22 protein-coding genes and 1 tRNA gene are annotated in these 23,530 nt (G+C 60.5%); 15 read left to right on the top strand and 8 right to left on the bottom strand.

The window, feature by feature from the left end:
• The first annotated feature begins 91 nt into the window (after window positions 1-91).
• The 9 genes from glpD (at window position 92) to glpK (ending at window position 9,779) form a co-directional block, all read left to right on the top strand.
• Window positions 92-1,612, top strand: a complete 1,521-nt coding sequence (gene glpD / locus AC1DZU_RS23555) for a glycerol-3-phosphate dehydrogenase (protein ID WP_477288804.1) — start codon at window positions 92-94, stop codon at window positions 1,610-1,612.
• A gap of 42 nt (window positions 1,613-1,654) precedes the next feature.
• Window positions 1,655-2,734 (top strand): ABC transporter ATP-binding protein, encoded by a 1,080-nt coding sequence (locus AC1DZU_RS23550; RefSeq protein WP_095085037.1) that lies wholly within the window; start codon window positions 1,655-1,657, stop codon window positions 2,732-2,734.
• Window positions 2,735-2,743: 9 nt separating this feature from the next.
• The gene (locus AC1DZU_RS23545; RefSeq protein ID WP_477288801.1) at window positions 2,744-3,811 is read left to right on the top strand and encodes an ABC transporter ATP-binding protein; all 1,068 of its coding nucleotides are present in this window, start codon (window positions 2,744-2,746) and stop codon (window positions 3,809-3,811) included.
• Entirely contained in the window at window positions 3,812-4,678 is an 867-nt protein-coding gene (locus tag AC1DZU_RS23540; protein WP_184874097.1) for a carbohydrate ABC transporter permease, read from the top strand.
• Between the two features lies 1 nt (window position 4,679).
• Complete coding sequence (locus AC1DZU_RS23535; RefSeq protein ID WP_184874100.1) at window positions 4,680-5,594, top strand: carbohydrate ABC transporter permease; 915 nt, start codon at window positions 4,680-4,682, stop codon at window positions 5,592-5,594.
• Window positions 5,595-5,596: 2 nt separating this feature from the next.
• Window positions 5,597-5,884: a DUF2160 domain-containing protein gene (locus AC1DZU_RS23530; protein WP_095085033.1), complete on the top strand. Its 288-nt coding sequence runs from the start codon at window positions 5,597-5,599 to the stop codon at window positions 5,882-5,884.
• Window positions 5,885-5,963: 79 nt separating this feature from the next.
• Entirely contained in the window at window positions 5,964-7,691 is a 1,728-nt protein-coding gene (locus tag AC1DZU_RS23525; protein ID WP_184874104.1) for an ABC transporter substrate-binding protein, read from the top strand.
• A gap of 59 nt (window positions 7,692-7,750) precedes the next feature.
• The gene (locus AC1DZU_RS23520) at window positions 7,751-8,275 is read left to right on the top strand and encodes a hypothetical protein (RefSeq protein ID WP_477288797.1); all 525 of its coding nucleotides are present in this window, start codon (window positions 7,751-7,753) and stop codon (window positions 8,273-8,275) included.
• Between the two features lie 10 nt (window positions 8,276-8,285).
• Window positions 8,286-9,779, top strand: coding sequence for a glycerol kinase GlpK (gene glpK / locus AC1DZU_RS23515; RefSeq protein WP_477288795.1), 1,494 nt, complete (start codon window positions 8,286-8,288; stop codon window positions 9,777-9,779).
• Between the two features lie 109 nt (window positions 9,780-9,888).
• On the opposite strand, the gene AC1DZU_RS23510 is transcribed toward glpK, so the two are convergent.
• Complete coding sequence (locus tag AC1DZU_RS23510) at window positions 9,889-10,392, bottom strand: BA14K family protein (RefSeq protein WP_477288793.1); 504 nt, start codon at window positions 10,390-10,392, stop codon at window positions 9,889-9,891.
• A gap of 304 nt (window positions 10,393-10,696) precedes the next feature.
• On the opposite strand from AC1DZU_RS23510, the gene AC1DZU_RS23505 reads away from it, so the two are divergent.
• A tRNA-Lys gene (locus AC1DZU_RS23505) sits at window positions 10,697-10,772 on the top strand.
• A gap of 396 nt (window positions 10,773-11,168) precedes the next feature.
• Here the strand turns inward: AC1DZU_RS23505 and AC1DZU_RS23500 are convergent.
• Window positions 11,169-12,095 carry a hypothetical protein gene (locus AC1DZU_RS23500; protein ID WP_477288791.1) on the bottom strand — a complete coding sequence of 309 codons (927 nt, stop codon included), beginning with the start codon at window positions 12,093-12,095 and terminating at the stop codon, window positions 11,169-11,171.
• Window positions 12,096-12,837: 742 nt separating this feature from the next.
• Window positions 12,838-13,620 carry a hypothetical protein gene (locus tag AC1DZU_RS23495; protein WP_477288789.1) on the bottom strand — a complete coding sequence of 261 codons (783 nt, stop codon included), beginning with the start codon at window positions 13,618-13,620 and terminating at the stop codon, window positions 12,838-12,840.
• A gap of 205 nt (window positions 13,621-13,825) precedes the next feature.
• Between AC1DZU_RS23495 and AC1DZU_RS23490 the strand changes: the two genes are divergently transcribed.
• Together AC1DZU_RS23490 and AC1DZU_RS23485 are read left to right on the top strand one after the other, a co-directional pair.
• A complete protein-coding gene (locus AC1DZU_RS23490; RefSeq protein WP_477288787.1) occupies window positions 13,826-15,331 on the top strand; it encodes a glycosyltransferase in 1,506 nt (501 codons plus the stop codon).
• A 2-nt stretch (window positions 15,332-15,333) separates the two neighbouring features.
• A complete protein-coding gene (locus AC1DZU_RS23485; RefSeq protein WP_477288785.1) occupies window positions 15,334-16,032 on the top strand; it encodes a Stf0 family sulfotransferase in 699 nt (232 codons plus the stop codon).
• Between the two features lie 54 nt (window positions 16,033-16,086).
• Here the strand turns inward: AC1DZU_RS23485 and dprA are convergent, their stop codons facing one another.
• From dprA to AC1DZU_RS23465, 4 genes are read right to left on the bottom strand one after another with little or no spacing between them, the layout of a single operon-like run.
• Window positions 16,087-17,220 (bottom strand): DNA-processing protein DprA, encoded by a 1,134-nt coding sequence (dprA, locus tag AC1DZU_RS23480; RefSeq protein ID WP_477288783.1) that lies wholly within the window; start codon window positions 17,218-17,220, stop codon window positions 16,087-16,089.
• Window positions 17,217-17,804: a glycerol-3-phosphate 1-O-acyltransferase PlsY gene (plsY, locus tag AC1DZU_RS23475; protein ID WP_477288782.1), complete on the bottom strand. Its 588-nt coding sequence runs from the start codon at window positions 17,802-17,804 to the stop codon at window positions 17,217-17,219. The genes dprA and plsY overlap by 4 nt, the downstream gene beginning before the upstream one ends.
• Before the next feature lie 57 nt (window positions 17,805-17,861).
• Entirely contained in the window at window positions 17,862-19,148 is a 1,287-nt protein-coding gene (locus AC1DZU_RS23470) for a dihydroorotase (RefSeq protein ID WP_477288781.1), read from the bottom strand.
• The gene (locus tag AC1DZU_RS23465; RefSeq protein ID WP_477288779.1) at window positions 19,145-20,125 is read right to left on the bottom strand and encodes an aspartate carbamoyltransferase catalytic subunit; all 981 of its coding nucleotides are present in this window, start codon (window positions 20,123-20,125) and stop codon (window positions 19,145-19,147) included. The genes AC1DZU_RS23470 and AC1DZU_RS23465 overlap by 4 nt, the downstream gene beginning before the upstream one ends.
• Window positions 20,126-20,302: 177 nt before the next feature.
• Between AC1DZU_RS23465 and AC1DZU_RS23460 the strand changes: the two genes are divergently transcribed.
• The 3 genes from AC1DZU_RS23460 to AC1DZU_RS23450 all read left to right on the top strand — a co-directional run bounded on the left by AC1DZU_RS23460 (window position 20,303) and on the right by AC1DZU_RS23450 (window position 23,024).
• Window positions 20,303-21,931 carry a DNA alkylation response protein gene (locus tag AC1DZU_RS23460; RefSeq protein WP_477288777.1) on the top strand — a complete coding sequence of 543 codons (1,629 nt, stop codon included), beginning with the start codon at window positions 20,303-20,305 and terminating at the stop codon, window positions 21,929-21,931.
• 197 nt (window positions 21,932-22,128) lie between these two features.
• A complete protein-coding gene (locus tag AC1DZU_RS23455) occupies window positions 22,129-22,683 on the top strand; it encodes a hypothetical protein (RefSeq protein ID WP_477288775.1) in 555 nt (184 codons plus the stop codon).
• Window positions 22,683-23,024 carry a DUF6105 family protein gene (locus tag AC1DZU_RS23450; protein WP_477288773.1) on the top strand — a complete coding sequence of 114 codons (342 nt, stop codon included), beginning with the start codon at window positions 22,683-22,685 and terminating at the stop codon, window positions 23,022-23,024. Before AC1DZU_RS23455 ends, AC1DZU_RS23450 begins: the two co-directional genes overlap by 1 nt.
• Here the strand turns inward: AC1DZU_RS23450 and ruvX are convergent.
• Window positions 22,942-23,448, bottom strand: a complete 507-nt coding sequence (gene ruvX / locus AC1DZU_RS23445; protein WP_477288771.1) for a Holliday junction resolvase RuvX — start codon at window positions 23,446-23,448, stop codon at window positions 22,942-22,944. The two genes, AC1DZU_RS23450 and ruvX, sit on opposite strands and share 83 nt — an antisense overlap.
• Window positions 23,449-23,530 lie beyond the last annotated feature (82 nt).

The following is a 23,530-nucleotide window of genomic DNA, read 5'->3' as shown; positions in this document are numbered from 1 at the left end:
TCGTTTGACATTCGTTCTTATTTCGAAATAATCCCGATACGGTTTCGTAAAAACCTAAAAATGCTGCAATGCGAAATCGCGGGAGGGCTTTTTGGACGCAATCCGGGACATCTTCGTCATCGGTGGCGGCATCAATGGTTGCGGCATTGCCCGCGATGCCGTCGGGCGTGGCTTTTCCGTCTTTCTCGCCGAGATGAACGACCTCGCCAGCGGGACCTCCTCAGGCTCGACCAAGTTGATCCATGGCGGCCTGCGCTACCTCGAATTCTATGAATTCCGCCTGGTGCGCGAGGCGCTGATGGAGCGCGAGGTTCTGTGGAAGAACGCGCCGCATATCATCTGGCCGATGCGCTTCGTCCTGCCCTATGCCAAGGGCCTGCGTCCGGCCTGGCTGATCAGGCTCGGTCTCTTTCTCTACGATCACATTGGCGGGCGCAAATTGCTGCCGGCGACCAGGACGCTGGACATGACCAGGGATCCGGCCGGCAAGCCTTTGAAGCCGCTGTTCAAAAGGGCCTTTGAATATTCGGATGGCTGGGTCAACGATGCGCGGCTGGTGGCGCTGAACGCGCGTGATGCCGCCGATCGCGGTGCAACCATCCGAACCCGCACGAAAGTGGTCGAAGCTCGCCGCGAAAACGGGCTGTGGACGATCAAGATCGAGAACCTGCAGACCGGCGAGACCGAGGAGATCAAGGCAAGGCTGCTGGTCAATGCCGCCGGGCCCTGGGTCGATCACGTGCTGTCCGGCGTCGTCGGACTCAACGATGTGCACAATGTCCGACTCGTGCAGGGCAGCCACATCGTCATCGCCAAGAAATTCGATGATCCGCGTGCCTATTTCTTCCAGAACAAGGATGGCCGCATTATCTTCGCCATTCCCTACGAGGAAGAGTTCACCCTGATCGGCACCACCGACCAGGATTATCCCGGCGACCCGCATGACGTGAAAATCAGCGACACCGAGATCGACTACCTCTGCGCAGCGGCAAGCGAATATTTCGCGCAACCGGTCAAGCGTCAGGACATCGTCTGGACCTATTCGGCTGTCCGTCCTCTCTACGATGACGGCGCCTCCAAGGCGCAGGAAGCGACGCGCGACTATGTGATCAAGGCCGATGGCGGCGAGAGCGCTGCGCCGATCGTCAATGCGTTCGGCGGCAAGATCACCACCTATCGCCGGCTGTCGGAATCGATGCTGGAAAAGATCGAGAGCTTCCTCGGCAAGCGCGGCAAGCCGTGGACGGCAAACGCGCCGCTGCCGGGTGGAGATTTCCCGGCCACCGGCTTCGACGCGCAAGTGACGAGGCTGAAGTCGGCCTATCCCTTCCTCGACGCACGCCTGGTCCGCAGGCTGACGCGGCTTTACGGGACGCGGGCGCAGGTTCTGCTGGGCCTGGCCAAGTCGAATGCCGATCTCGGCCGCAATTTCGGTGTCGATCTCTACGAGGCCGAGATACGCTACCTCGTTGAGAACGAATGGGCTGTCACCGCCGAGGATGTGCTATGGCGCAGGACCAAGCGCGGCCTGCACCTTAGCCGCGAGCAGGTGGCATCGCTCGATGAATTTATGCGCGGCATAAGCCGGCGGCATGTCGCAGCTGCCGAATGAAGAGGGGTTTGAGCTGATGCGGAAAGCCTGGGAGGAGGCGTCATGCTGGAACTGAGAAACGTCACCAAGACGGTCGGTGCGGCCGAGCATATCCGCGACGTGTCGCTGACGCTTCAGCATGGCTCGCTCAACGTCCTGCTTGGGCCCACGCTTTCGGGCAAGACCAGCCTGATGCGGCTGATGGCGGGCCTCGATGTGCCGACCTCCGGCTCGGTCTGGTTCGACGGCCAGAATGTCACCGGCGTGCCGGTGCAAAAGCGCAAGATCGCCATGGTCTACCAGCAATTCATCAACTATCCGGCGATGACCGTCTATGAGAACATCGCCTCGCCGCTGCGGGTGGCCGGCACCGAGCAGGCCAAGATCGACAAGGAAGTGCGCAATGCCGCGGCCCTGCTCAAGCTGACGCCCTATCTCGACCGCACGCCGCTCAGCCTGTCGGGCGGGCAGCAGCAGCGCACCGCTCTGGCGCGCGCCATCGTCAAGAATGCCAGCCTGGTGTTGCTCGACGAGCCGCTCGCCAATCTCGACTACAAATTGCGCGAGGAATTGCGCGCTGAACTGCCGAAGATCTTCGCCGCCGCCGGCACCATCTTCGTCTATGCCACGACCGAGCCACATGAAGCGCTGCTGCTCGGCGGCAATACGGCGACCCTTTCCGAAGGTCGCATCACCCAGTTTGGCCCGACCATCGAGGTGTTCCGCAAGCCGGCCGACCTGGTGACGGCAAGGACCTTCGCCGATCCGCCGCTCAACACCATCGTGCTCGCCAAGAAGGGCCCGGATTTCCTGCTCGACGGCGGCGTGAAGCTGCCGGTGCCGGCCGAGCTCTCGGGCATTGCCGATGCCAACTATACGATCGGCTTCCAGCCGCATCATCTGTCGCTCGAACGGCCCAATGCCTTGGCCGTGCCGGTGCGTGCAAAGGTCACGATCACTGAAATCACTGGGTCGGAGAGCTTCATCCATCTCGATTTCGCCGATGTGCGTTGGGTGATGCTGACCCACGGCATCCGCCATTTCGAGCCCGACGAGGTGGTCGAGGTGTTCATCGATCCGCGCCACATCATGGTTTTCGACGAGCACGGCCGCGCCGTCAGCGCGCCGAAGCTGGCGGCATAGGAGAGCGATATGGCGCGCATCGACGTCAATCATGTCAGGCATTCCTATCTGCCGAACCCGCGGACGGATGCCGATTTCGCGCTGCGGGAAGTGCATCACACCTTCGAGGATGGCGGCGCCTATGCGCTTCTCGGCCCGTCCGGTTGCGGCAAGACCACGCTGCTCAACATCATTTCAGGCCTGCTTCATCCCTCGCATGGCCAGTTGCTGTTCAACGGCAAGGACGTGACCAACCTGTCGACACAGGAGCGCAACATTGCGCAGGTGTTCCAGTTTCCAGTCATCTACGACACCATGACGGTCTACGACAATCTGGCCTTCCCGCTGCGCAATCGCGGCGTGCCGGAAGCCGATGTCGACCGCAAGGTGCGCGAGACGCTGGAGATGATCGATCTGGCATCCTGGGCAAAGAAGAAGGCGAGGGGCCTGACCGCCGACCAGAAGCAAAAGATTTCGCTTGGCCGCGGGCTGGTGCGCTCCGACGTCAACGCCATCCTGTTCGACGAGCCGCTGACCGTCATCGACCCGCACATGAAATGGGTGCTGCGCTCGCAGTTGAAGCAGCTGCACCGCCGTTTCGGCTACACCATGGTCTATGTCACCCACGACCAGACCGAGGCGCTGACCTTCGCCGACCAGGTCGTGGTGATGTATGATGGTGGCATCGTGCAGATCGGCACGCCGGCCGAACTATTCGAGCGGCCGCGCCACACTTTTGTCGGCTATTTCATTGGCTCGCCCGGCATGAACGTCATGCCGGTGGCAATCGACGGCAAGACGGCGACGCTCGGCTCGCAGCGGATCGAACTGCCGGGCGCGCCGAAGGCAGGCAGCGGCGCCATCGAGCTTGGCATTCGTCCCGAATATGTGCGGCTTGGCCGCGACGGCATGGCCGTCTCGATCAGCAAGGTCGAGGATGTCGGCCGTCACAAGGTGGTGCGCGCGAAGCTGGAAGGTCGCGACATCGCGGCTGTCATCGGCGAGGACGAGACCGTGCCCGCCGAACCGAAAGTGCGGTTCGACCCGGCCGGCATCAACATCTATGCCGATTCCTGGCGCGTCGAGATGGGGGCATAGATGGAAAAGACCTGGAACAACAAGGCCTGGTTCCTGGTGCTGCCGGTGCTGGTGCTGGTGGCGTTCTCGGCGGTCATTCCGCTGATGACGGTCGTCAACTATTCGGTGCAGGACACGTTCGGCAACAATGTCTTCTTCTGGGCCGGCACCGAATGGTTCGAGGAACTGCTGTCCTCCAGCCGCTTCTGGGAAGCGATGGTCCGCAACCTGATCTTCTCCTTCATCATCCTGGCCATCGAAGTGCCGCTCGGCATCTTCATCGCACTCAACATGCCGAAAAAGGGCTGGGGCGTACCGGTCTGCCTGGTGCTGATGGCGCTGCCGCTGCTGATCCCGTGGAACGTCGTCGGCACCATCTGGCAGGTCTTCGGCCGCAACGACATCGGCCTGCTCGGCTACTACATCAACGCGCTCGGCATCGACTACAACTATGTCCAGGATCCGTTCGACGCCTGGGTCACCATCATCATCATGGATGTCTGGCACTGGACGAGCCTGGTCGTGCTGCTCTGCTATGCCGGCTTGGTCTCCATTCCCGATGCCTTCTACCAGGCGGCCAAGATCGACGGCGCTTCGCGCTGGGCGGTGTTCCGCTACATCCAGCTGCCCAAGATGCAGCGTGTGCTTTTGATCGCCGTGCTGCTGCGTTTCATGGATAGTTTCATGATCTACACCGAACCTTTCGTCGTCACCGGCGGCGGCCCAGGCAATTCGACGACGTTCCTGTCGATCGACCTCGTCAAGACCGCGCTAGGCCAGTTCGACCTCGGTCCGGCCGCGGCGATGTCGCTGGTCTACTTCCTCATCATCCTGTTGTTGTCGTGGGTGTTCTACACCGTGATGACCAATTACGACGCGGAGCGCTGAGATGAGTGGCGCCAACGAAAGAGCGGATAGAGTGAGCGAGACGACAGCTTCGGGAGAATTGGCCAGCACGCTGTCGCAGGATGAGGTTGCCCGGCTGATGCGGCGCCGCGGCGAGGAATCGCGCTGGTGGTGGATCGTGCCGACGATCTACATCATCGTTCTGTTGCTGCCGATCTACTGGCTCATCAACATGAGCTTCAAGACCAATGCCGAGATCGTCTCCTCGCTTACCCTTTATCCGCACGCCCCGACGATCGCCAATTACGTCACCATCTTCACCGATGCATCCTGGTACTCGGGCTACATCAATTCGATCACCTATGTGGTGATGAACATGGTGATTTCGGTGACCGCGGCCTTGCCGGCGGCCTACGCCTTCTCGCGCTACCGCTTCCTCGGCGACAAGCATCTGTTCTTCTGGCTTTTGACCAACCGCATGGCGCCGCCGGCGGTTTTCGCGTTGCCGTTCTTCCAGCTCTATTCGGCCTTCGGCCTGATCGACACCCATATCGCGGTGGCGCTGGCACACTGCCTGTTCAATGTGCCTTTGGCGGTGTGGATCCTCGAAGGCTTCATGTCGGGCGTGCCGAAGGAAATCGACGAGACCGCCTATATCGACGGCTATTCGTTCCCGCGCTTCTTCGTCAAGATATTCATGCCGCTGATCGCCAGCGGCATCGGTGTGGCCTGCTTCTTCTGCTTCATGTTCTCATGGGTGGAACTGCTGATCGCCCGCACGCTGACGACCACCTATGCCAAGCCGATCGCCGCCACCATGACCCGCACGGTTTCGGCCGCCGGCATGGATTGGGGTCTGCTCGCCGCAGCCGGCGTGCTGACACTGATCCCCGGCGCGCTCGTCATCTGGTTCGTGCGCAACTATATCGCCAAGGGCTTCGCCCTGGGGAGGGTATGACGATGAACTTCGACCTCTCCTGGATGGCGTGGACGTGGCCGACGGCGGCCTTCTTCGCAACCATTCTTCTGCTGCTGTGCGGCATGGCGGTGTGGGAATACGCTTCGCCGGGTGGCAATCCGCGCGTCGGCATCCTGCGCTTCGAGACGACGCGCGGCGACCGTCTTTTCCTATCGCTGCTTGGCAGCGCCTTTATCCATCTCGCTTGGCTGGGTCTTGTCGGACCCAGCCTCTGGTGGGCTCTCGCTCTCTCCGTGGTCTACGCCATCGGCGTGTTCCGCTACGTATAGAGGGGGAAACTGTTGGAGCGACCGCGTGCCGGCGGCCGCTCCAGATCGCACTTGAAACCTGAAACAGTGGAGGAAACTTATGCGACGGCAATTTTTAACATCAACGACTGCCCTTGTCCTATTGCTCGGCGTGGGCAACGCCTACGCCGGGATGGACGAGGCAAAAGCCTTTCTGGACAAGGAGATAGGTCCGCTCTCGACGCTTTCGCGCGCCGACCAGGAAGCCGAAATGCAGTGGTTTATTGACGCAGCCAAGCCGTTCGCCGGCATGGACATCAAGGTCGTCTCCGAAACCATCGCCACGCACCAGTATGAATCGCAGGTGCTGGCGCCGGCCTTTACCGCCATCACCGGCATCAAGGTCACGCATGACGTCATCCAGGAAGGCGACGTCGTCGAGAAGATCCAGACCCAGATGCAGACCGGCCAGAACCTCTATGACGGCTGGGTCAACGATTCGGATCTGATAGGTACCCACTGGCGCTACCAGCAGGTACGCAACCTGACCGACTGGATGGCGGGCGACGGCAAGGATGTCACTAACCCGAACCTCGACCTGAAGGACTTCATCGGCACCTCGTTCACGACGGCGCCCGACAAGAAGCTCTATCAGCTCCCCGACCAGCAGTTCGCCAACCTCTACTGGTTCCGTTACGACTGGTTCAACGACGAGAAGAACAAGGCCGACTTCAAGGCCAAGTACGGCTACGACCTCGGCGTGCCGGTCAACTGGTCAGCCTATGAGGACATCGCCGAATTCTTCACCGGCCGCGAGATCGACGGCAAGAAGGTCTATGGCCACATGGACTACGGCAAGAAGGACCCGTCGCTCGGCTGGCGGTTCACCGACGCCTGGCTGTCGATGGCCGGCAACGGCGACAAGGGCATTCCGAACGGTCTGCCGGTCGACGAATGGGGCATCAAGGTCGACGAGAATTCGCGGCCTGTCGGCTCCTGCACGGCACGTGGCGGCGACACCAATGGCCCGGCCGCCGTCTACTCGATCCAGAAATATCTCGACTGGCTGAAGGCCTACGCCCCGGCGGAGGCCCAGGGCATGACCTTCTCTGAATCCGGACCGGTTCCGGCGCAGGGCGCGGTTGCCCAGCAGATCTTCTGGTACACCGCCTTCACCGCCTCGATGGTCGATGCCGGCGCCAAGGCCGTGTTGAACGACGACGGCACGCCGAAATGGCGCATGGCACCGTCGCCGCATGGCGTCTACTGGAAGGACGGCATGAAGCTCGGCTATCAGGACGTCGGTTCCTGGACGCTGATGAAGTCGACGCCGACCGACCGCGCCAAGGCCGCCTGGCTCTACGCGCAGTTCGTCACCTCGAAGACCGTGGACGTGAAGAAGAGCCATGTCGGCTTGACCTTCATCCGCGAGAGTTCCATCCACGACAAGAGCTTCACCGAGCGTGCGCCGAAACTCGGCGGCTTGATCGAGTTCTATCGCTCGCCGGCCCGCGTCCAGTGGTCGCCGACCGGCACCAACGTGCCTGACTATCCGAAGCTGGCACAGCTCTGGTGGCAGGCGATCGGCGATGCGTCGTCGGGTGCCAAGACCGCGCAGGAAGCGATGGACTCGCTCTGCGGCGAGCAGGAAAAGGTCATGAGCCGCATCGAGAAGTCGGGCGTCCAGGGCGATATCGGCCCGAAGATGGCCGAAGAGCATGACCTCGCCTACTGGAACGCCGACGCGGTCAAGAAAGGCAATCTCGCGCCTCAGCTCAAGATCGAGAACGAGAAGGAAAAGCCGATCACCATCAACTACGACGAACTGGTGAAGAGCTGGCAGAAGTAAAATTCTGTAGCTACAGTTTGCCGGGGCTTTGTGCCCCGGCAAACGCTTCGGAGCGAACGGTGATTTTCTCGCTTTCTCGGCGTGCTGCACGCTGGACTCCAGCAACCACCGGCGAGAACGGGGAGCTGCTTTTCACTGCGGACTTCGTGCTTGAACTGGCTAGACTGCACCTCTCAGAACATGGGCATGAAAGCCAAGCCACGACTGAACTCACCTCGGATCGATTGAAGCAAGTCATGCAAAATCCCGAGTTGCGGCTGGCTTATGAACTCGTTCCGGAGATCATCGCGGAATATGCGTTGAGAAAGCTCTCCGCTCCCGCGGATTTTGCGTACGTGCTGAACGATCGGCATGGACGGTCGTATAGCTTTAAGGTCACCCAGCACCCCGTTGCTCGACCGATTCACAACAATCTCGCAAGCGAGTTGCTGCCTGCGTCCGCCGTAGAAACTATCGCAAAAGCCTCCAGCTATGCCGGCGCGGTTTCCAAGGCGTTGAATGCTGGTGAGAAGCTGGCAAATCTGTCTGTCTGCGTTGCTCCGTTTGGTTTGGAACTTCATCTAGGCAGACTTGAGATCAGATAGGATTCCGAAGTTGACTAACTACATCCTCGCAATCGACCAGGGAACGACATCGACCCGGGCGATCCTGTTCGATGGTCAGATGAAGGTCGTCGGCAGCGGGCAGAAGGAATTCGCTCAGCATTATCCCGCGTCCGGCTGGGTCGAGCACGATCCCGAGGAAATCTGGGCGAGCGTCGTGACGACGGTAAAGGCTGCTTTGAAGAACGCCGGCCTCGCCGCTTCGGATGTCGCTGCCATCGGCATCACCAATCAGCGCGAGACCGTCGTCATCTGGGACAGGGCGACCGGCAAGCCGATCCACAATGCCATCGTCTGGCAGGACCGGCGCACCGTGCCGCTCTGCCAGAAGCTCAAGAAGCAGGGGCTTGAGAAGAAATTCACCAGAAAGACCGGCCTGCTGCTGGATCCCTATTTCTCAGGCACCAAGATCGCCTGGATGCTCGACAAGGTGAAAGGCGCGAGAAAACGCGCCGAGAAGGGCGAATTGCTGGCCGGCACCATCGACAGTTTCCTGATCTGGCGGCTGACCGGCGGCAAGGTCCATGCCACGGATGCGACCAACGCCTCGCGCACGCTGGTTTACAACATCGAGAAAAACGCCTGGGACGACGAGCTGCTGGCTATTCTCAACATCCCGGCAAAAATGCTTCCCGAGGTAAAAGACTGTGCCGATGACTATGGAATCACGGAGAAAAATCTCTTCGGTGCCGAGATAAGAATCCTCGGCGTTGCCGGTGACCAGCATGCCGCGGCCATTGGCCAGGCCTGCTTCGAGCCGGGGATGATGAAATCGACCTATGGCACCGGCTGTTTTGCGCTGCTCAACACCGGCAGTGATCTGGTACGTTCGAAGAACCGGCTGCTGACCACCATTGCCTACCGGCTGAACGGCAAGACGACCTACGCGCTGGAAGGCTCGATCTTCATCGCCGGGGCTGCCGTGCAATGGCTGCGCGATGGCATCAAGGTCATCGGCAAGGCAGAGCAGAGCGGCAAACTGGCGGCCGAGGCCGATCCGACGCAGAACGTCTATCTGGTGCCGGCCTTTGTCGGGTTAGGCGCACCACATTGGGATGCCGAGGCTCGCGGCGCCATTTTCGGGCTGACGCGCAATTCCGGTCCGGCGGAGTTTGCGCGCGCCGCCCTGGAATCCGTCGCCTACCAGACGCGCGACCTGCTCGATGCCATGCACAAGGACTGGAAGGGTGCGTCGGTCGAGACAGTGCTTCGCGTCGACGGCGGCATGGTGGCGTCGGACTGGACCATGCAGCGCCTGGCCGACATCCTCGATGCGCCGGTCGACCGCCCGACCATTCTGGAGACGACGGCACTCGGTGCCGCATGGCTGGCCGGCTCGAGGGCCGGCGTCTGGCCGGATGCCAGGAAGTTTGCGAAAAGCTGGGCACTCGAACGGCGCTTCCAGCCGGACATGGACACGTCGACGCGCTCCACCAAGCTGGCGGGCTGGCGCGATGCTGTGGGAAGGACACTGAGTGTGCCATAAGCAATCAGCTGGCTGACTGATGCTACTTCGATACGTCGAATGAAAAAGGCCCGCGCCATGGCACGGACCTTTCTACGCGACACTATCAGTTGCTGGTACTCACCCGTGGTCAATAGGGCGAACGGCATTCCTGGCGAGGACCGTAGTTCGGCTGGAACGTGTTGTCCGAAGCGCGGTAGCTGCGATAGCGATCATAGCACCACTGCACATGCGAATTACCTTCATAGACACGGTTGTTCTCGCTGTTGATGATCGCGCCGGTGATCAGGGCGCCGGTGGCGAAGGCAGCCAGCGGGAACCAGTTGTCGCCGTGGCGACGATAGCCCCGATGGTACTCGCGGTAGCCGCGATGACCATTCCAATAGACGCCGCCGTCGTTGTTTCGGGCAAAGTTGCGACGGTTGCCGAAATCGCGGTTGCTGAAGTTGCGGTTGAAATGTCGGTTATGACGCCACTGCGATGGGCCGTAGCGTGACTCTCCGACATTCAGTACATTTGACGACCCGTCCGATGCCTGTGGCACTAACATCTGAGCCGCATTGGCCGGCATGGCAGCCGCGGCAAACGAAACTGACAAAGTGGTCGCCAGTATACCCGATACGATCTTGTTCATTGTTCTTCTCCTTCGAAAGGGTGATTGACGTCCCTTGTGCTGGGAGAACGGGCGAGCCCGGCAATAGTTCCGCGCTAAAATATCAAGTTGCTGATTTATAATGTTTCTCTGGCTTGACGATGGCGCTACTGGTCCTTCGTTCGGCTGCTCCGGACGGCCCTTGATGCCCTGCTCGAAGCGACCAGGCAGGCAACTTGGCATTGCCGGGAAAGCTTGGCTTGCCCATGCTCTTTTTCCGGTTGACCGGTCGAGGCACTCTCCCTATGTTCCGCGCAATTTCGAGGGCAGCGTTTCGAGCCCGCGGGAGCGCGTAGCTCAGCCGGTAGAGCAACTGACTTTTAATCAGTAGGTCATGGGTTCGAATCCCATCGCGCTCACCAAACATAATGAGATAGCCTGACTGTCGGTATCATGTACCGAGCGCTGGCAACCAAATGGCAACGGCGCTGAACTGGGTATCTCTCTCGCTTGTGACAATGGGCCTGTACCGTCTCATCTGACGTGGCGAGATTCGGCGCGCTTGCATACCGCTCTGGACAGAATGCATTTCGGTAAATCTTGAGAAACAGGCTCGCTCCCACGTTGGCAAGTCGGCACAAGCCTAAGGATTTCCTGTTAAAAAGAAGCCAGAGGCTGGGAGGCGCTGTTCTCGGCGCTCGATGACTATGATCACCCTTTACGAGCTCGCTTGAGCCCTTGGTGTCAGCCACGTAGAATTTGTTCGGCCGGACGACGACACGACTTCACCCTGAAGAGCGCGCTGTACGTCACTATTCTCAGTAACGCACTTGTTGGGTAACCGGATTTTGTGAATGCCCGACAGCCTTGGCAGACAGCGCCTGAATCGCCTCTTCCTGGACCAAATCAACAAAGGCCTTTTTAGAGGTTGCCGGGAGAACGTCTAGCAGGTAGTTGAAATAGGCATAAACCTTGCGCCTCCTTCCCAACCAATATCCAGTAAATATTCCAATTGTACAAATTATACTTTGAGAGATCATTCCATCGATAATTACTGGGACTCTGTCGGATGATTTCGTGATTAACTCAGCTGTTTTTTCGTCCATGAATAATAAATTAACAGCCCCTGATATGAGCACTCCAATCACCACAGATAACAGAATCATCAAATAACTCCTTTCCTTGCACCTTACGCCGAGCCATCTTCCCAAATATATGGTTAGCGTGAACAACAGAAGGATTAGACAAAGCGCGATTATAATAACTGTTTCTTGAAATATTGTGACAGCAATTTTCGACATGTCTCCGTTTTCCGGGTTAAACAATGAAACGATCTTATCGGTGCTATTTCCATACCCCAGATCGTCTGGTTCACCTATCTCGTTCTTTATTAAGGCTGCAAGCGCATTTGCCGATAAAACCGCAGCACTTCCCGAAATTAACCCTGTTAGCCCGCTTATAAACTGTATCATCCCTACGATTATCAGCGGAGTAATTATTATAAGTATCGTCCACTTATATGAGAAACCATCTAGTTCAAATACTTTAGGATATTGTCCCCTTTCTAAATCCTGCTTGGTACTATATTTTTCAAAAAGGTCGGCCAGATGTGGCGCTCCGACCAAGGGGAGGGCTGCTATTCCTGCTGCGCCTTCGCTTGAAACGCCAATAAAGAAGTGCAATGGGATATATAATCCACAGGTTAACACAATCACACATATTAATGTTTTATAAAGAGTACTCATTGTGAACATCCTCCCCTCCACGGTATTAAAAAAATACCTTAGTTCGGTGGGTGGTAATAGTTCTCGCCGGACATAAGTGTCCGGCTTGGGATTCCCTTTCGCGCGTGTGCATGCGAGTCTGGCGTATGCGAACAGGAATATCCCTTGTGATTGATCGCTAGCGCCTGAGTGCGCTGATCCGGGATCGCAACGCACCACGGAAGCGCGTTTGTCGCACCGAGATCATTTTGTTGAGCAGCGAGGGCGTGGGGACCATCGAGATCATACGGCACGCCGGCAAATCCAAGACCTGCGTGTGGCAGTGGCGAAAGGGCGAACGCCAATAGAATGCGCATTGTCATGTCCCACCGAAGGAAGGTTGTAATATGCGCTGTAGCTAATATGACACAGGGACGCCCACGTGGAAAGCTGAATCCTGCATTATGGCGTCTGTGGCCGAGGCAGAAGGAATTTGCAGAAGTTCCTTGTCGCAGAGCACATCCGGGCCCGTGCTACTGTTCTTACCCGATCGCTCGATTCCACCGAGGCGCCCGAAGCTCGCCTGGGAGTGCGCCCTACGACCCCGATATCAACCCCATCGAGGAGGTCTTCGCAAACCTCAAGCACATCATGCGAAAGGCCGCGGAGCGAACCGTCCAAGCCACATGGCAACGCATCGGAACGCACCTCCAAAGTTTCCAATCAGCAGAGTGTGCAAAATCTCGTCAATGCTGGATATGTTTCAATCCGACTGAAGCATGCTCTAGGCGCCGGAAGGCAGAAGCTCGACTTCCGGCGACGTGTGCTCCCGCGCGCTTTCCGACATCAGTTGCTGCGCAACAGGCTGCACATTTTCCTTATAGGTGATGCACCTGTCGTAGACCTTCTTGGCCACGCGGTCTTTGCCAATGCGCTCCCATTCCGGCGTCCAGGGCGCATCCCAGTCAAACTGCTGCGAGATGAGAAGTTCTCGGTCAAAGCACTGCGGATCTCGATCCAAAATCTGGCGGGCTTCATCGGCCAATGGCGTATAGGCCTGGACCGCAGCAATCTTTCTGGCGCGAGCAGCCGAATCCAGTTGGATTTCCACTTCGACAGCCCCCGGCACGTTGGGAACCGCGGCGGAGCAAAGCTGCTTGCGCCCCGGCTTCGTGCCTTGCCGACGCCTGTTGAGGGCATTACCGAATGCAAAGGCCAGATCATGCATCGGATTGTAGCCATCGACCGCGTCCGAGACGACTTGTACATTCTGCATGTCAGACAGATCGGCGATGATTCTCGTCAACACATCGGCAAAGACGCGACTATCCCCAGCCAACAGGGCTTTATACCAGGTGGCGTCGGGAATATCGCCGAACACCGCGCCTGCGGTCGCGCCGGCAGCTTCCACCAAGTCGCGTGAATACCGGGTTCGGGAAGAATGGCGTCCGCCTGAACCGTCCGTCAAAAGGTAGATTCGCGGTTTCTTGAGCTCAAGCCAGTGATGGATCCTGAGCTCATGCCCCGGATGGGCAAGGATCAGCACATGTTGCAACTTTTCAGGCAAAAAACGGCTCCAATCCAGGTTTCGGCATACATCCGCCTTTTAGACCGCATCAAAGGCGACCAGGCATCAAAGGGTTTCCCACATGAGTTGGCCCGGCCATCTTTGTGAAACTTGTTTGGCCGATGCCTTCAAACTAAGAACGCTGCCTAGCATCTGTTATCCTCGCCGCCAATGCGGAGGTGTGAAACAGCTAAGGAGGCGGCATTTGCGGATTCTCATCACCAATCTGTTCGTGTCGTACAACAGCGGTACCGAAGCCGTTGTTGAATTGCTGGCCGATGGGCTTCGCCGCGGCGGTCATCAAACCATGTTGCTGGCTCCAACGCTTGGCGAGATGGCCGATCGAATGCGCCTGCGCGGACACCATGTGGTGGACCGAATTGCCGAGATCGTCGAAAAGCCCGACATAATTCACGCACAGCATTTGACGCCTTGCCTGACCGCGCTGGCGCGTTTTCCCGATGTACCAGCGGTGTTTTCCTGCCACAGCGCTTTCTTCGAGGTCGAAGCTCCCATGCTTCATCCGCAGATACGCCGCTGGATCGCAGTCGATGAAGCGTGCAAGGCCAAATGCCTGTCGCGCGGTGTGCCGGCGGACAGATTGGACGTCATCTACAATGCAATTGACCTTGAACGCTTCAAACAGCGTCCGCCCCTGCCATCGAAGCCTCTGAAGGGGCTTCTGCTGACCAAGAATTTCGAGCATCAGCAAGCGGTGCGCGAAGCCTGCGCCAGGAGCAATATGCAACTGGATGAGTTGGGACCCGCCACGGGCCGGTTTTCACATCAACTCGAAAAGGATCTGCTGCAATACGATATCGTGTTCGCAACCGCCCGGATGGCCATTGAAGCCGCAGCAGTGGGATGCTCGGTCGTGGTCTGCGACGCGCGTGGTTTCGCCGGTTTGCTCGACACGGCAAATATGGAGGCATGGCGGCGAATGAACCTCGGCGTCGGCCTTCTGACCAGGCCGACCACTGTCGACAACCTGATGGAGGCGTTGTCGAAATTCGACGCTGACGACGCCGCGGAGGTCTGTGCCTACTTTCGAAATGTGGCGGGTGCCGAGCATTTCATTGACGAGCATCTTCACACCTACAGTCGGGCCATTGAGACGAATGTCCAAACGACGGACGATGAGCGATCGCTTGCAACCGCATCTTGGATCGAAGAGATAGGCGTTTCGCGCGAACGCCGCAGATGGTTCAGTGTCGCCAACGAAATTGGTGGTGCCTGGCGTGATTCCTCAGAACAGGCGACGCTTCTCGATCTGCTCAGGTCGAACACAAAAACCTTGGAGAGTGGTGCCGCAGCGCTGACGGACCTTGGCGAACGGGTCAAATCCATTGGCTCCGATGCGCTCCTCAACGTGGCCCATGATAGCCAGGCCAGACTATACCGGCTTGAAGGGCAGCTATCCGGCCTTTCAAGCGCTGTCGTTGATAGCGCCGCTTCGCTCCACAACGTGGCCCATGATAGCCAAGCCCGATTGCATCGACTTGAAGGGCAGCTATCCAGCCTTTCAAGCTCTGTCGCTGATGGTTCTGCTTCCCTCAACAGCGCGACCCAGGACAGTCGGGCTGCATTGCATCGAATTGACGGAGAGCTGTCGCGCCTTTCAAATTTCGTCAATGAGAGCAAACGGCTCTACAACGGCATGATACCGCTTTTTATAAGAAAAATGTTTCGTCGGGCTCGGGGGCGAGGTTGAGGGTGTCTGGAGGCGTTCGTGGCTATTCGATTTGCACATCGCCAAGGTCCGGCAGCAATTACCTGTGCCAGCATCTCAGCAGCACCGGAATGCTCGGGCATCCGCTTGAGTATTTCAATTGGAGGGGACGCCGCTTTTTCGACGATCCAAATTTTCCCGAAGATATAGCCGGGCAGGTCGAAAAAATTCTCACCATGGGCGCAACCGCCAATCGTATCTATGGTCTGAAAATCTTTGCCCACCAGCATGATTGGATTTCAAGCGAAATAGGCTGGTTCGACGCGCTTCCGAATCTTCGGTTCATCTTCCTATCAAGGCGAGACATTCTCGGTCAGGCAATATCCTGGGCGAGGGCCCTCCAAACCGGTCAGTACCGCTCTACTCAATCGGTGAGCCAAGAAACGGTTTTCGATGCCGAGCTGATCCAGAGGCAACTCGATGCGCTGGTTCGGGAGAGGGCGCGTTGGGAGATGTTCTTTGCCCGGACCGGGATTGATCCTCTCAGGCTTGAATACGAGTCGATAGTCGCGGATCCCCTGAATGCCATCCGTCAAGTCGCGGACATGATGGATGTGACGCTCCAACGCAGCCCGGATTCGACCAGCATCGTGATCCAGCAACAGCGAGACTCAATCAGCTTCGATTGGGCCGATCGTTTCAGGCGTGAGCGGGGCAATCCAAATACGCTGGACTTTGTATAGGGCTGCCTGCATGCGGTGACGAACGTCGAACGGGTCGGGGATCGACGCTGCCCTTCAGTGACCTTCGAACACCAGAGAAACATGTCCGCCGGCATGCCGCTCGAGCCGGCCGGCGAGGTCGAGCTCCAGGAGCACCATGAACACCTGGGCCGGATGCAGGCCGGTGTGGCGGATGATCTCGTCGACCGACACCGGCGTCGGGCCAAGCGCCTCGATGACGCGGGCGCGGTCGCTTTCGCCGGGCGGCGGCGTGACCGAGAAGTCGGGCGGGTCTTGAAACGGCGGCACATCCGGCGCCCGCAAACCGGTCAGTGGCGCGATTGCCCTGGAAATGTCCGATGCCTCGGTGACCAGGGTAGCGCCGTCCTTGAGCAGGCTGTTGGTGCCGGCGGCGCGCGGATCGAGCGGTGAGCCCGGCACAGCGAAGACCAGCCGGCCCATTTCGCCGGCAAGCCTGGCACTGATCAGTGACCCAGAGCGCTGCGCTGCCTCAACCACCACCAGCCCAAGGGGGGCGCCCGCGACAAGGCGGTTGCGGCGCGGAAAATCCTGGGCGCGCGGCTGCCAGCCGAACGGCATTTCCGAAATGACGGCGCCGCGCTCGGCAATTTCCTCGCACAAGCCGGCGTTTTCGGGCGGATAGGGCAGGTCGAGCCCTCCGGCCAGCACACCGATCGTGCCGGTCGACAGACTGCCCTGATGTGCTGCCGTGTCGATGCCGCGCGCCAGTCCCGAGACGATGCCGTAGCCGTCGCGGCCAAGCTCGGCGGCCAGCATGCGCGCCATCTTGATGCCGGCCAGCGATGCGTTGCGGGCACCGACGATGGCGACCCCCGGCAGCCGGAACACGGCGGCATTGCCCTTGACCGCCAACAGTGGCGGCGGATGGTCCATGCTGCGCAACAGCGGTGGATAGTCGGGCTCTCCGATGCCGACAAAGCGCGCGCCGGCCTTTCGGGCTGTCTCCAATTCGGCCTCGGCTTCGGCGATCGACGGGATGCGGGCGATGCGGTTGGCGCCGCCCGAAATCATCAATTCCGGAAGGATTTCCAGCGCAACCTCGGCCGAACCGAAGCGGTTGATCAGGTCGCGAAAGGAGGCGGGACCGACATTCTGGGTGCGGATCAGCCGCAGCCAACTCACCCGCTGCCGGTCGCTGAGGCGCGGCCCGGCGGCGGGTTCGCTCACGTCTTGGCTCCGATCTTGCCCTCGGTGCCGGCAAGTAGGCGCGAAATGTTTTCCCTGTGTTTGATGAAGACGACGATGCTCATCACCAAGAACAGGGCGGCAATCTGCGGCGTGCTCAGGAAATAGAGGGCGATCGGCACGACAATGGCCGCCGTCAGCGCTGCCAGCGAGGAGTATCGGAACAGGAAGGCCATCACCAGCCAGACGACGGCGAAGATCAGCGCCACCTGCCAGGCAAGGCCGATGAGCACGCCGAGATAGGTCGCGACACCCTTGCCGCCCCTGAATCCCAGCCATGCCGGGAAGAGATGGCCGAGAAAGGCGCCGAGACCTGCCCAGAGCGCCAATTCAGGCGCGAAATGGCCTGATATCAACACGGCGGCGGTGCCTTTCAGCGCGTCGAGCAGCAGCGTCGCGGCGGCAAGCCCCTTGTTGCCGGTGCGCAGCACATTGGTTGCGCCGATGTTGCCCGAGCCGATCTTGCGCACATCGCCAAGGCCGGCCGCGCGGGTGAGCAGAAGTCCGAAGGGAATCGAGCCCAGGAGATAGCCGAACACCAGCGCCGGGATGAGGCTGTAAGTCATTGTTTCCCCCGCATTTCCCCAAAATGGCCGGATCAGGCGCGGTGCGCGGTGGCCAGCTCAGATTGAGAACACTGTGCGGCCCGCCACCAGCGTTTGCAAGACCTTGCCCTGCAACCGCGCGCCTTCGAAACAGGTGTTTTTCGAACGCGAACGAATGCCGCTCTCGGCGACGATCCAGGGTTCGTCCAGATCGACCAGCGCAAGATCGGCAACCGCCCCCGGCTTCAGCGTGCCGCCGGGCAGGCCGAACAGCCTTGCCGGTGCCGTCGATAGCATCTCGATCAGCCTGAGCAATGGCACGTCGCCATTGTGGTAGAGCCGCAATGCCGCGCCAAGCAGGGTTTCGAGCCCGACGGCGCCGGCCGCCGCATCGGCAAAGGGCAGGCGCTTGGTGTCGACATCCTGCGGATCGTGCGAGGAGACGATGATATCGATGGTGCCGTCCCTGACCGCCTCGATCATCGCCAGCCGGTCTTCCTCGGCGCGCAACGGCGGGGTCAGGCGGAAGAAGGTGCGGTATTCGCCGACATCGTTTTCATTGAGCGACAGATTGTGGATCGCTACGCCTGATGTCACGGTCGCGCCCTCGGCTTTCGCCCGTGTCACGGCGTTTGCCGCCATCGCCGTCGAGATCTTCGCCGCATGGTACGAACCGCGCGTCAGCCTTGCCAGCGCAAGGTCGCGCTCGAGAGGGATGGATTCGGCTTCACGCGGGATGCCGGAAAGGCCGAGCCAGCTGGCGTATAGGCCCTCGTTCATAACGCCGGACGAACCGAGGTCGGCGTCCTGCGTTTCATGCACGATGGTGGCGCCGAAGTCGCGCGCATAGGTCAGCGCGCGGCGCATCACCAGGGCGCTTGATATGGTGTGGCGGCCATCGGTGAACGCGACGGCGCCGGCTTCGCGCAGCAGGCCGAACTCGGTCATCTCGCGGCCGTCGAGGCCCTTGGTGATCGCCGCCGCCGGGAAGACGTTGACGCTTGCCGTGTCCTTGGCGGTGCGCAGCACGAATTCGACCAGCGCCACATTGTCGATTACCGGGTCGGTGTCGGGCATCATGACGATGGAGGTGACGCCGCCGGCCGCCGCGGCGACACTGGCCGAAGCGATGGTTTCGCGATGCTCGCCGCCCGGCTCGCCGATGAAGACGCGGCCGTCGATCAGGCCTGGAATGATCGCCTTGCCGCCGCAGTCGATAACGGTCGCCCCCCCCGGGGCGCCCTGGTTCAGCGCTGCCTTGCCGGCGGCGACGATCTTGCGGCCATCGACGATGACGGAGCCGACTTGGTCGACACCGCGCGATGGGTCGACAATGCGAGCGCGCTCAAAGACCGTTATGCTCATGCGCCGCGGCCCTCTTGATTGCGGCCTTCTTGATTGCGACGGGGGTCGAGCAGAGCTTCCATCACCGCCATGCGCACGGCGACGCCCATCTCGACCTGTTCCTGGATGACGCTCTGCGGGCCGTCGGCGATTTCCGAGGCGATCTCGACGCCGCGGTTCATCGGGCCGGGATGCATCACCAGCGCGTCGTCCTTGGCGGCCTTCAGCTTTTCGGCATCGAGGCCGAAATAGCGGAAATATTCGCGCACCGAAGGCACGAAGGCGCCTTCCATGCGCTCGCGCTGCAGGCGCAGCATCATCACCACGTCGGCGCCCTTGAGGCCTTCGGCCATCGAGCGGGTGACGATGACGCCCATTTTCTCGATGCCGGCAGGCAACAGGGTCGACGGTGCGACGACCCGCACCTGCGCGCCGAGCGCGTTGAGCAGCATGATGTTGGAGCGCGCCACGCGCGAGTGGAGGATGTCGCCGCAGATCGCCACGATCAGCTTCGACAGCGGACCCTTGGCGCGGCGGATGGTCAGCGCATCGAGCAGAGCCTGTGTCGGGTGTTCATGCGCGCCGTCACCGGCATTGACCACCGAGCAGCCGACTTTCTGGGCAAGAAGGGCCGCAGCGCCCGCCGACTGGTGGCGGATGATCAAGATATCGGGCCGCATGGCATTCAGCGTCATCGCCGTGTCGATGAGCGTCTCGCCCTTCTTCACCGATGAGCTCGCCACCGACATGTTCATGACATCGGCGCCGAGCCGCTTTCCGGCGAGCTCGAACGACGACTGCGTGCGCGTCGAGGCTTCATAGAAGAGGTTGATCTGGGTGCGGCCGCGCAGCGTCGAGGTTTTCTTCTCGGACTGCCGTGAAATCGCGACGGCGCGGTCCGCCCGGTCGAGCAGAAGCTCGATGTCGGCGGGGGAAAGATCGCGGATGCCCAGAAGATGGCGGTGAGGGTAGAGTGGCAGGGACGAAGCGTCGGTCATCTCAAGGCGCTGCTATAGGGTGGAGATTTTGCGGCTGCAAGCGGCAGCTTTGCATTGGAGCCGTTCTCCCCGGTATTTTCATCGCGTGCGTTGTATGGCTTGGCTATATCTAGCCGATGGCCTCGGATTCGTGGTTTTCTGACGATAGGGACCTTTCTCCCGACAAAAGGATTGGGCGTGACCGACGACGTGACGAACCAGCCGCCGCCTCTGACGGGCGGCAACGCCTGGCGGGGCGATCCGTTGCTGATCCAGCTTGCGGAGCGCTTTTCCGATCCGGTGCGCAAGGACCTCGACGGGCTCGGCCGTTTCGTGCTGACGCAGGAGGCGCAGGAACTCGCCCGCCTCGCCAATGTCGAGACGCCGAAGCTCAGGACGCATGATCGCCAGGGACGGCGCATCGATGTGGTCGAGTTCCATCCCGCTTATCATGCCCTGATGCGCCGCTCGGTGGCCAATGGGCTGCATTCCTCGGTGTGGGAAAATGGCGACGCCGAGATTGGCCGCCGCCACCAGGTCCGCGCCGCGCGGTTCTATCTGACGGCGGAGCTCGAGACCGGGCATCTGTGTCCGATCACCATGACCAATGCTTCCCTGGCGGCGTTGATGGCCAGCCCAAAACTGTTTCGCGAATGGGCGCCGCGGGTGACGACGCGCAAATACGACCAGGGCCAGAAGCCACCGGTCGAAAAGACCGGGCTGACGCTCGGCATGGGCATGACCGAGAAGCAGGGCGGCACGGATGTGCGCGCCAATGTGACAAGGGCGGAACGCGCCGGCAGCGGGTTCTATCGCCTGACAGGGCACAAATGGTTCATGTCGGCGCCGATGTCGGATGCGTTCCTCGTGCTCGCACAGGCGCCGGAGGGACTGTCCTGCTTCCTCGTGCCACGCGTTCTCGGCGACGGCTCGGGCAACGGTTTCCGCTTCCAGCGGCTGAAGGACAAGCTCGGCAACCGGTCCAATGCCTCTTCCGAGGTGGAATTCGTCAACGCCATCGGCGAGATGGTCGGCGAACCGGGTACGGGCGTGAAGACGATCATGGACATGGTGACCTTGACCCGGCTCGACTGTGCTGTCGCGTCGTCGGCGATCATGCGTGCAGGTCTTGCCGAAGCCGTTCATCATGCCCGCCATCGACAGGTGTTCGGCACCAATCTGATCGAGCAGCCGCTGATGCAGCGCGTGCTGGCCGACATGGCGCTCGATGTCGCCGCCGCAACCGCGCTGTCGTTCCGGCTGGCGCGGTCCTTCGACGAGGCGGCGAGTGATCGCGGCGAAGCGGCATTCGCCCGCGCCATGACGCCGGTCGTCAAATACTGGGTGTGCAAGATCGCGCCGCCTTTGCTCTACGAGGCGATGGAGTGCCTCGGCGGCAACGGCTATGTCGAGGAGGCGCCGCTCGCCCGCTACTATCGCGAGGCCCCGGTCAATGCGATCTGGGAAGGATCCGGCAATGTCATGGCGCTCGACGTGCTGCGCGTGCTCGGCCGCGCGCCGGGCCTGTTCGAGGATGTGCTGGCCGGTATCGACCGTGACCTTGGCGCCGGCGGGCGCGGCACGATTGGCGTGCTGAAGGCGGCGATGCAGGTCGCGGCAACCGACGACGGCTCGGCCCGGCTGCTTACCGAACAGCTGGCGCTATCGGCGGCGGCGGCGGAACTGCGCCGGCTGGGGGCAGGGCGAATCGCCGACGCGTTCGTCGAGACGCGGCTCGCCGGCCAGTGGCGCAACACCTATGGCATGCTCGATTCGCGCCATGACGCGCGCATGATCATCGACACGCTCTATCCGCCTGTGAACTAAGCCGCGAGCGTTGCGCAGAAACCGGCGCCATTGATCATTTTGAGGCGCCGGCGAGCCTCCACACGCGCGTCACTAATCGCCGTTAACCTTAACAAATGGTTTCCGTTGCGGTGACGATCGGCAAAGCCCAGTGTCGCGGCGAGAGCAAGGAATGGTTCAAATTGGCCAAATCCCTGCTTTGCGAAGCGGGAATGCCGATGCGACATGTACTGACCTCTTTTCTGGCCTTGCACTGGGCGATCGTTTTCGCCCTGCTTGCGTTCATCTGCATCGACGGAAACCGTGGTGTGGCTGCGGCGCTGGGCGTGTTGGGTGCCACCATCGAGGGCACTCGCTTCATCGACCTCGACAACGCCATCGTCGTGGCCCCGCTCGCCACCGCCTTGCTGGTCGTCGCTGTGCTGTTCTTCTGGGCCTTTGTCGAAACCCTGATCAATGACGCGACCAGCCAGGGCGTCGACAGCGTCGCCCGCATCGCTTTCATCTCCGCGTCCGGCGTGTTGTCGCTGATCGTCGTCGGCGGCGCCGCGCGAGGCATCAACGGGCTGTTCATGGTTGTGGCGGTGCAGCTGGCGGCACTTCTGGCATCTTATGTTGCCATGCTTGCCGAGCGACGGTCTGTTGCAGCGGTTGCTCAGGGCGATATCGAAATCAGCGTCGCCGCGCACGGCATGGCCGAGGCCGCGGCCCACAATTCGCTGCTTTCGCTCATATCGGGCCGGACAGGCCCGAATCCCATGGGAGGCCGCTGATGCGTTACATCTTCGCATTGTGGGCGGCCCCGATGGCGCTGTTCTGGGGCTGGTTCTACCTGTCGCTCAACGACATGAACTTCGGTTATGTCATGCTGAGCCGGCGGCTGCACGACTTCGTCTTCCAGCTCTATGGCCAGATGCTCGGTATCGATCCGGCGACCATCCCCGGCATGGTGGCAAAGGCCTGTGTCTTCGATGGGTTTCTACTGATGGCGCTGTGGGCGTTTCGCCGCCGCCGCGAAATCGCCGGCTGGATCAAGCGGCGTTGGGCGGGTCCGGTTCCGTTCGATCGGATGCGTGGAGCGACTGAAGCCGGTCCAAAACTCCCTGCAGAATAAACGCGGCTGCCGCCGAATCGATCTTGCTGGCGCGTTTGCGGCGCGAGAAATCCATCTCGATCAGCGTCCTTTCGGCCGCGACCGTCGATAGCCTTTCGTCCCAGAGCACGAAGGGCAGTTCGCTCACCTGCGCCATGTTGCGGACGAAGGCGCGCGATTTCTGCGCGCGCGGCCCTTCCGAACCGTCCATGTTGATCGGCAGTCCGATCACCACCGCGCCGGCATTCTCCTTCTGCAGCAAGGCTAACAGCACGACAGCGTCGAGCGAGAATTTCCTTCGCATGATGACCGGGCGCGGATGGGCAAAGGAGAACCTCTGGTCCGAGACGGCGACGCCGATCGTCTTGTCGCCGAGGTCAAGCCCTGCCAGCGTTTTGCCGCCGGCAAGCCGCGCCGGCAATTCCTCGATCGTGATAATGCCCAATGGCCGTCCTTCGCCCTTCACCGCCATGTGTTCTCTCAGACACACAACGGACACAGTAACCCTTTGATCTCGGGGCTATCGG

It is taken from the genome of Mesorhizobium sp. P2_A12 (assembly GCF_056405075.1).
The sequence above is the reverse complement of the archived record's forward strand: the minus strand, read 5'-3'. Positions and strand labels throughout refer to the sequence as shown.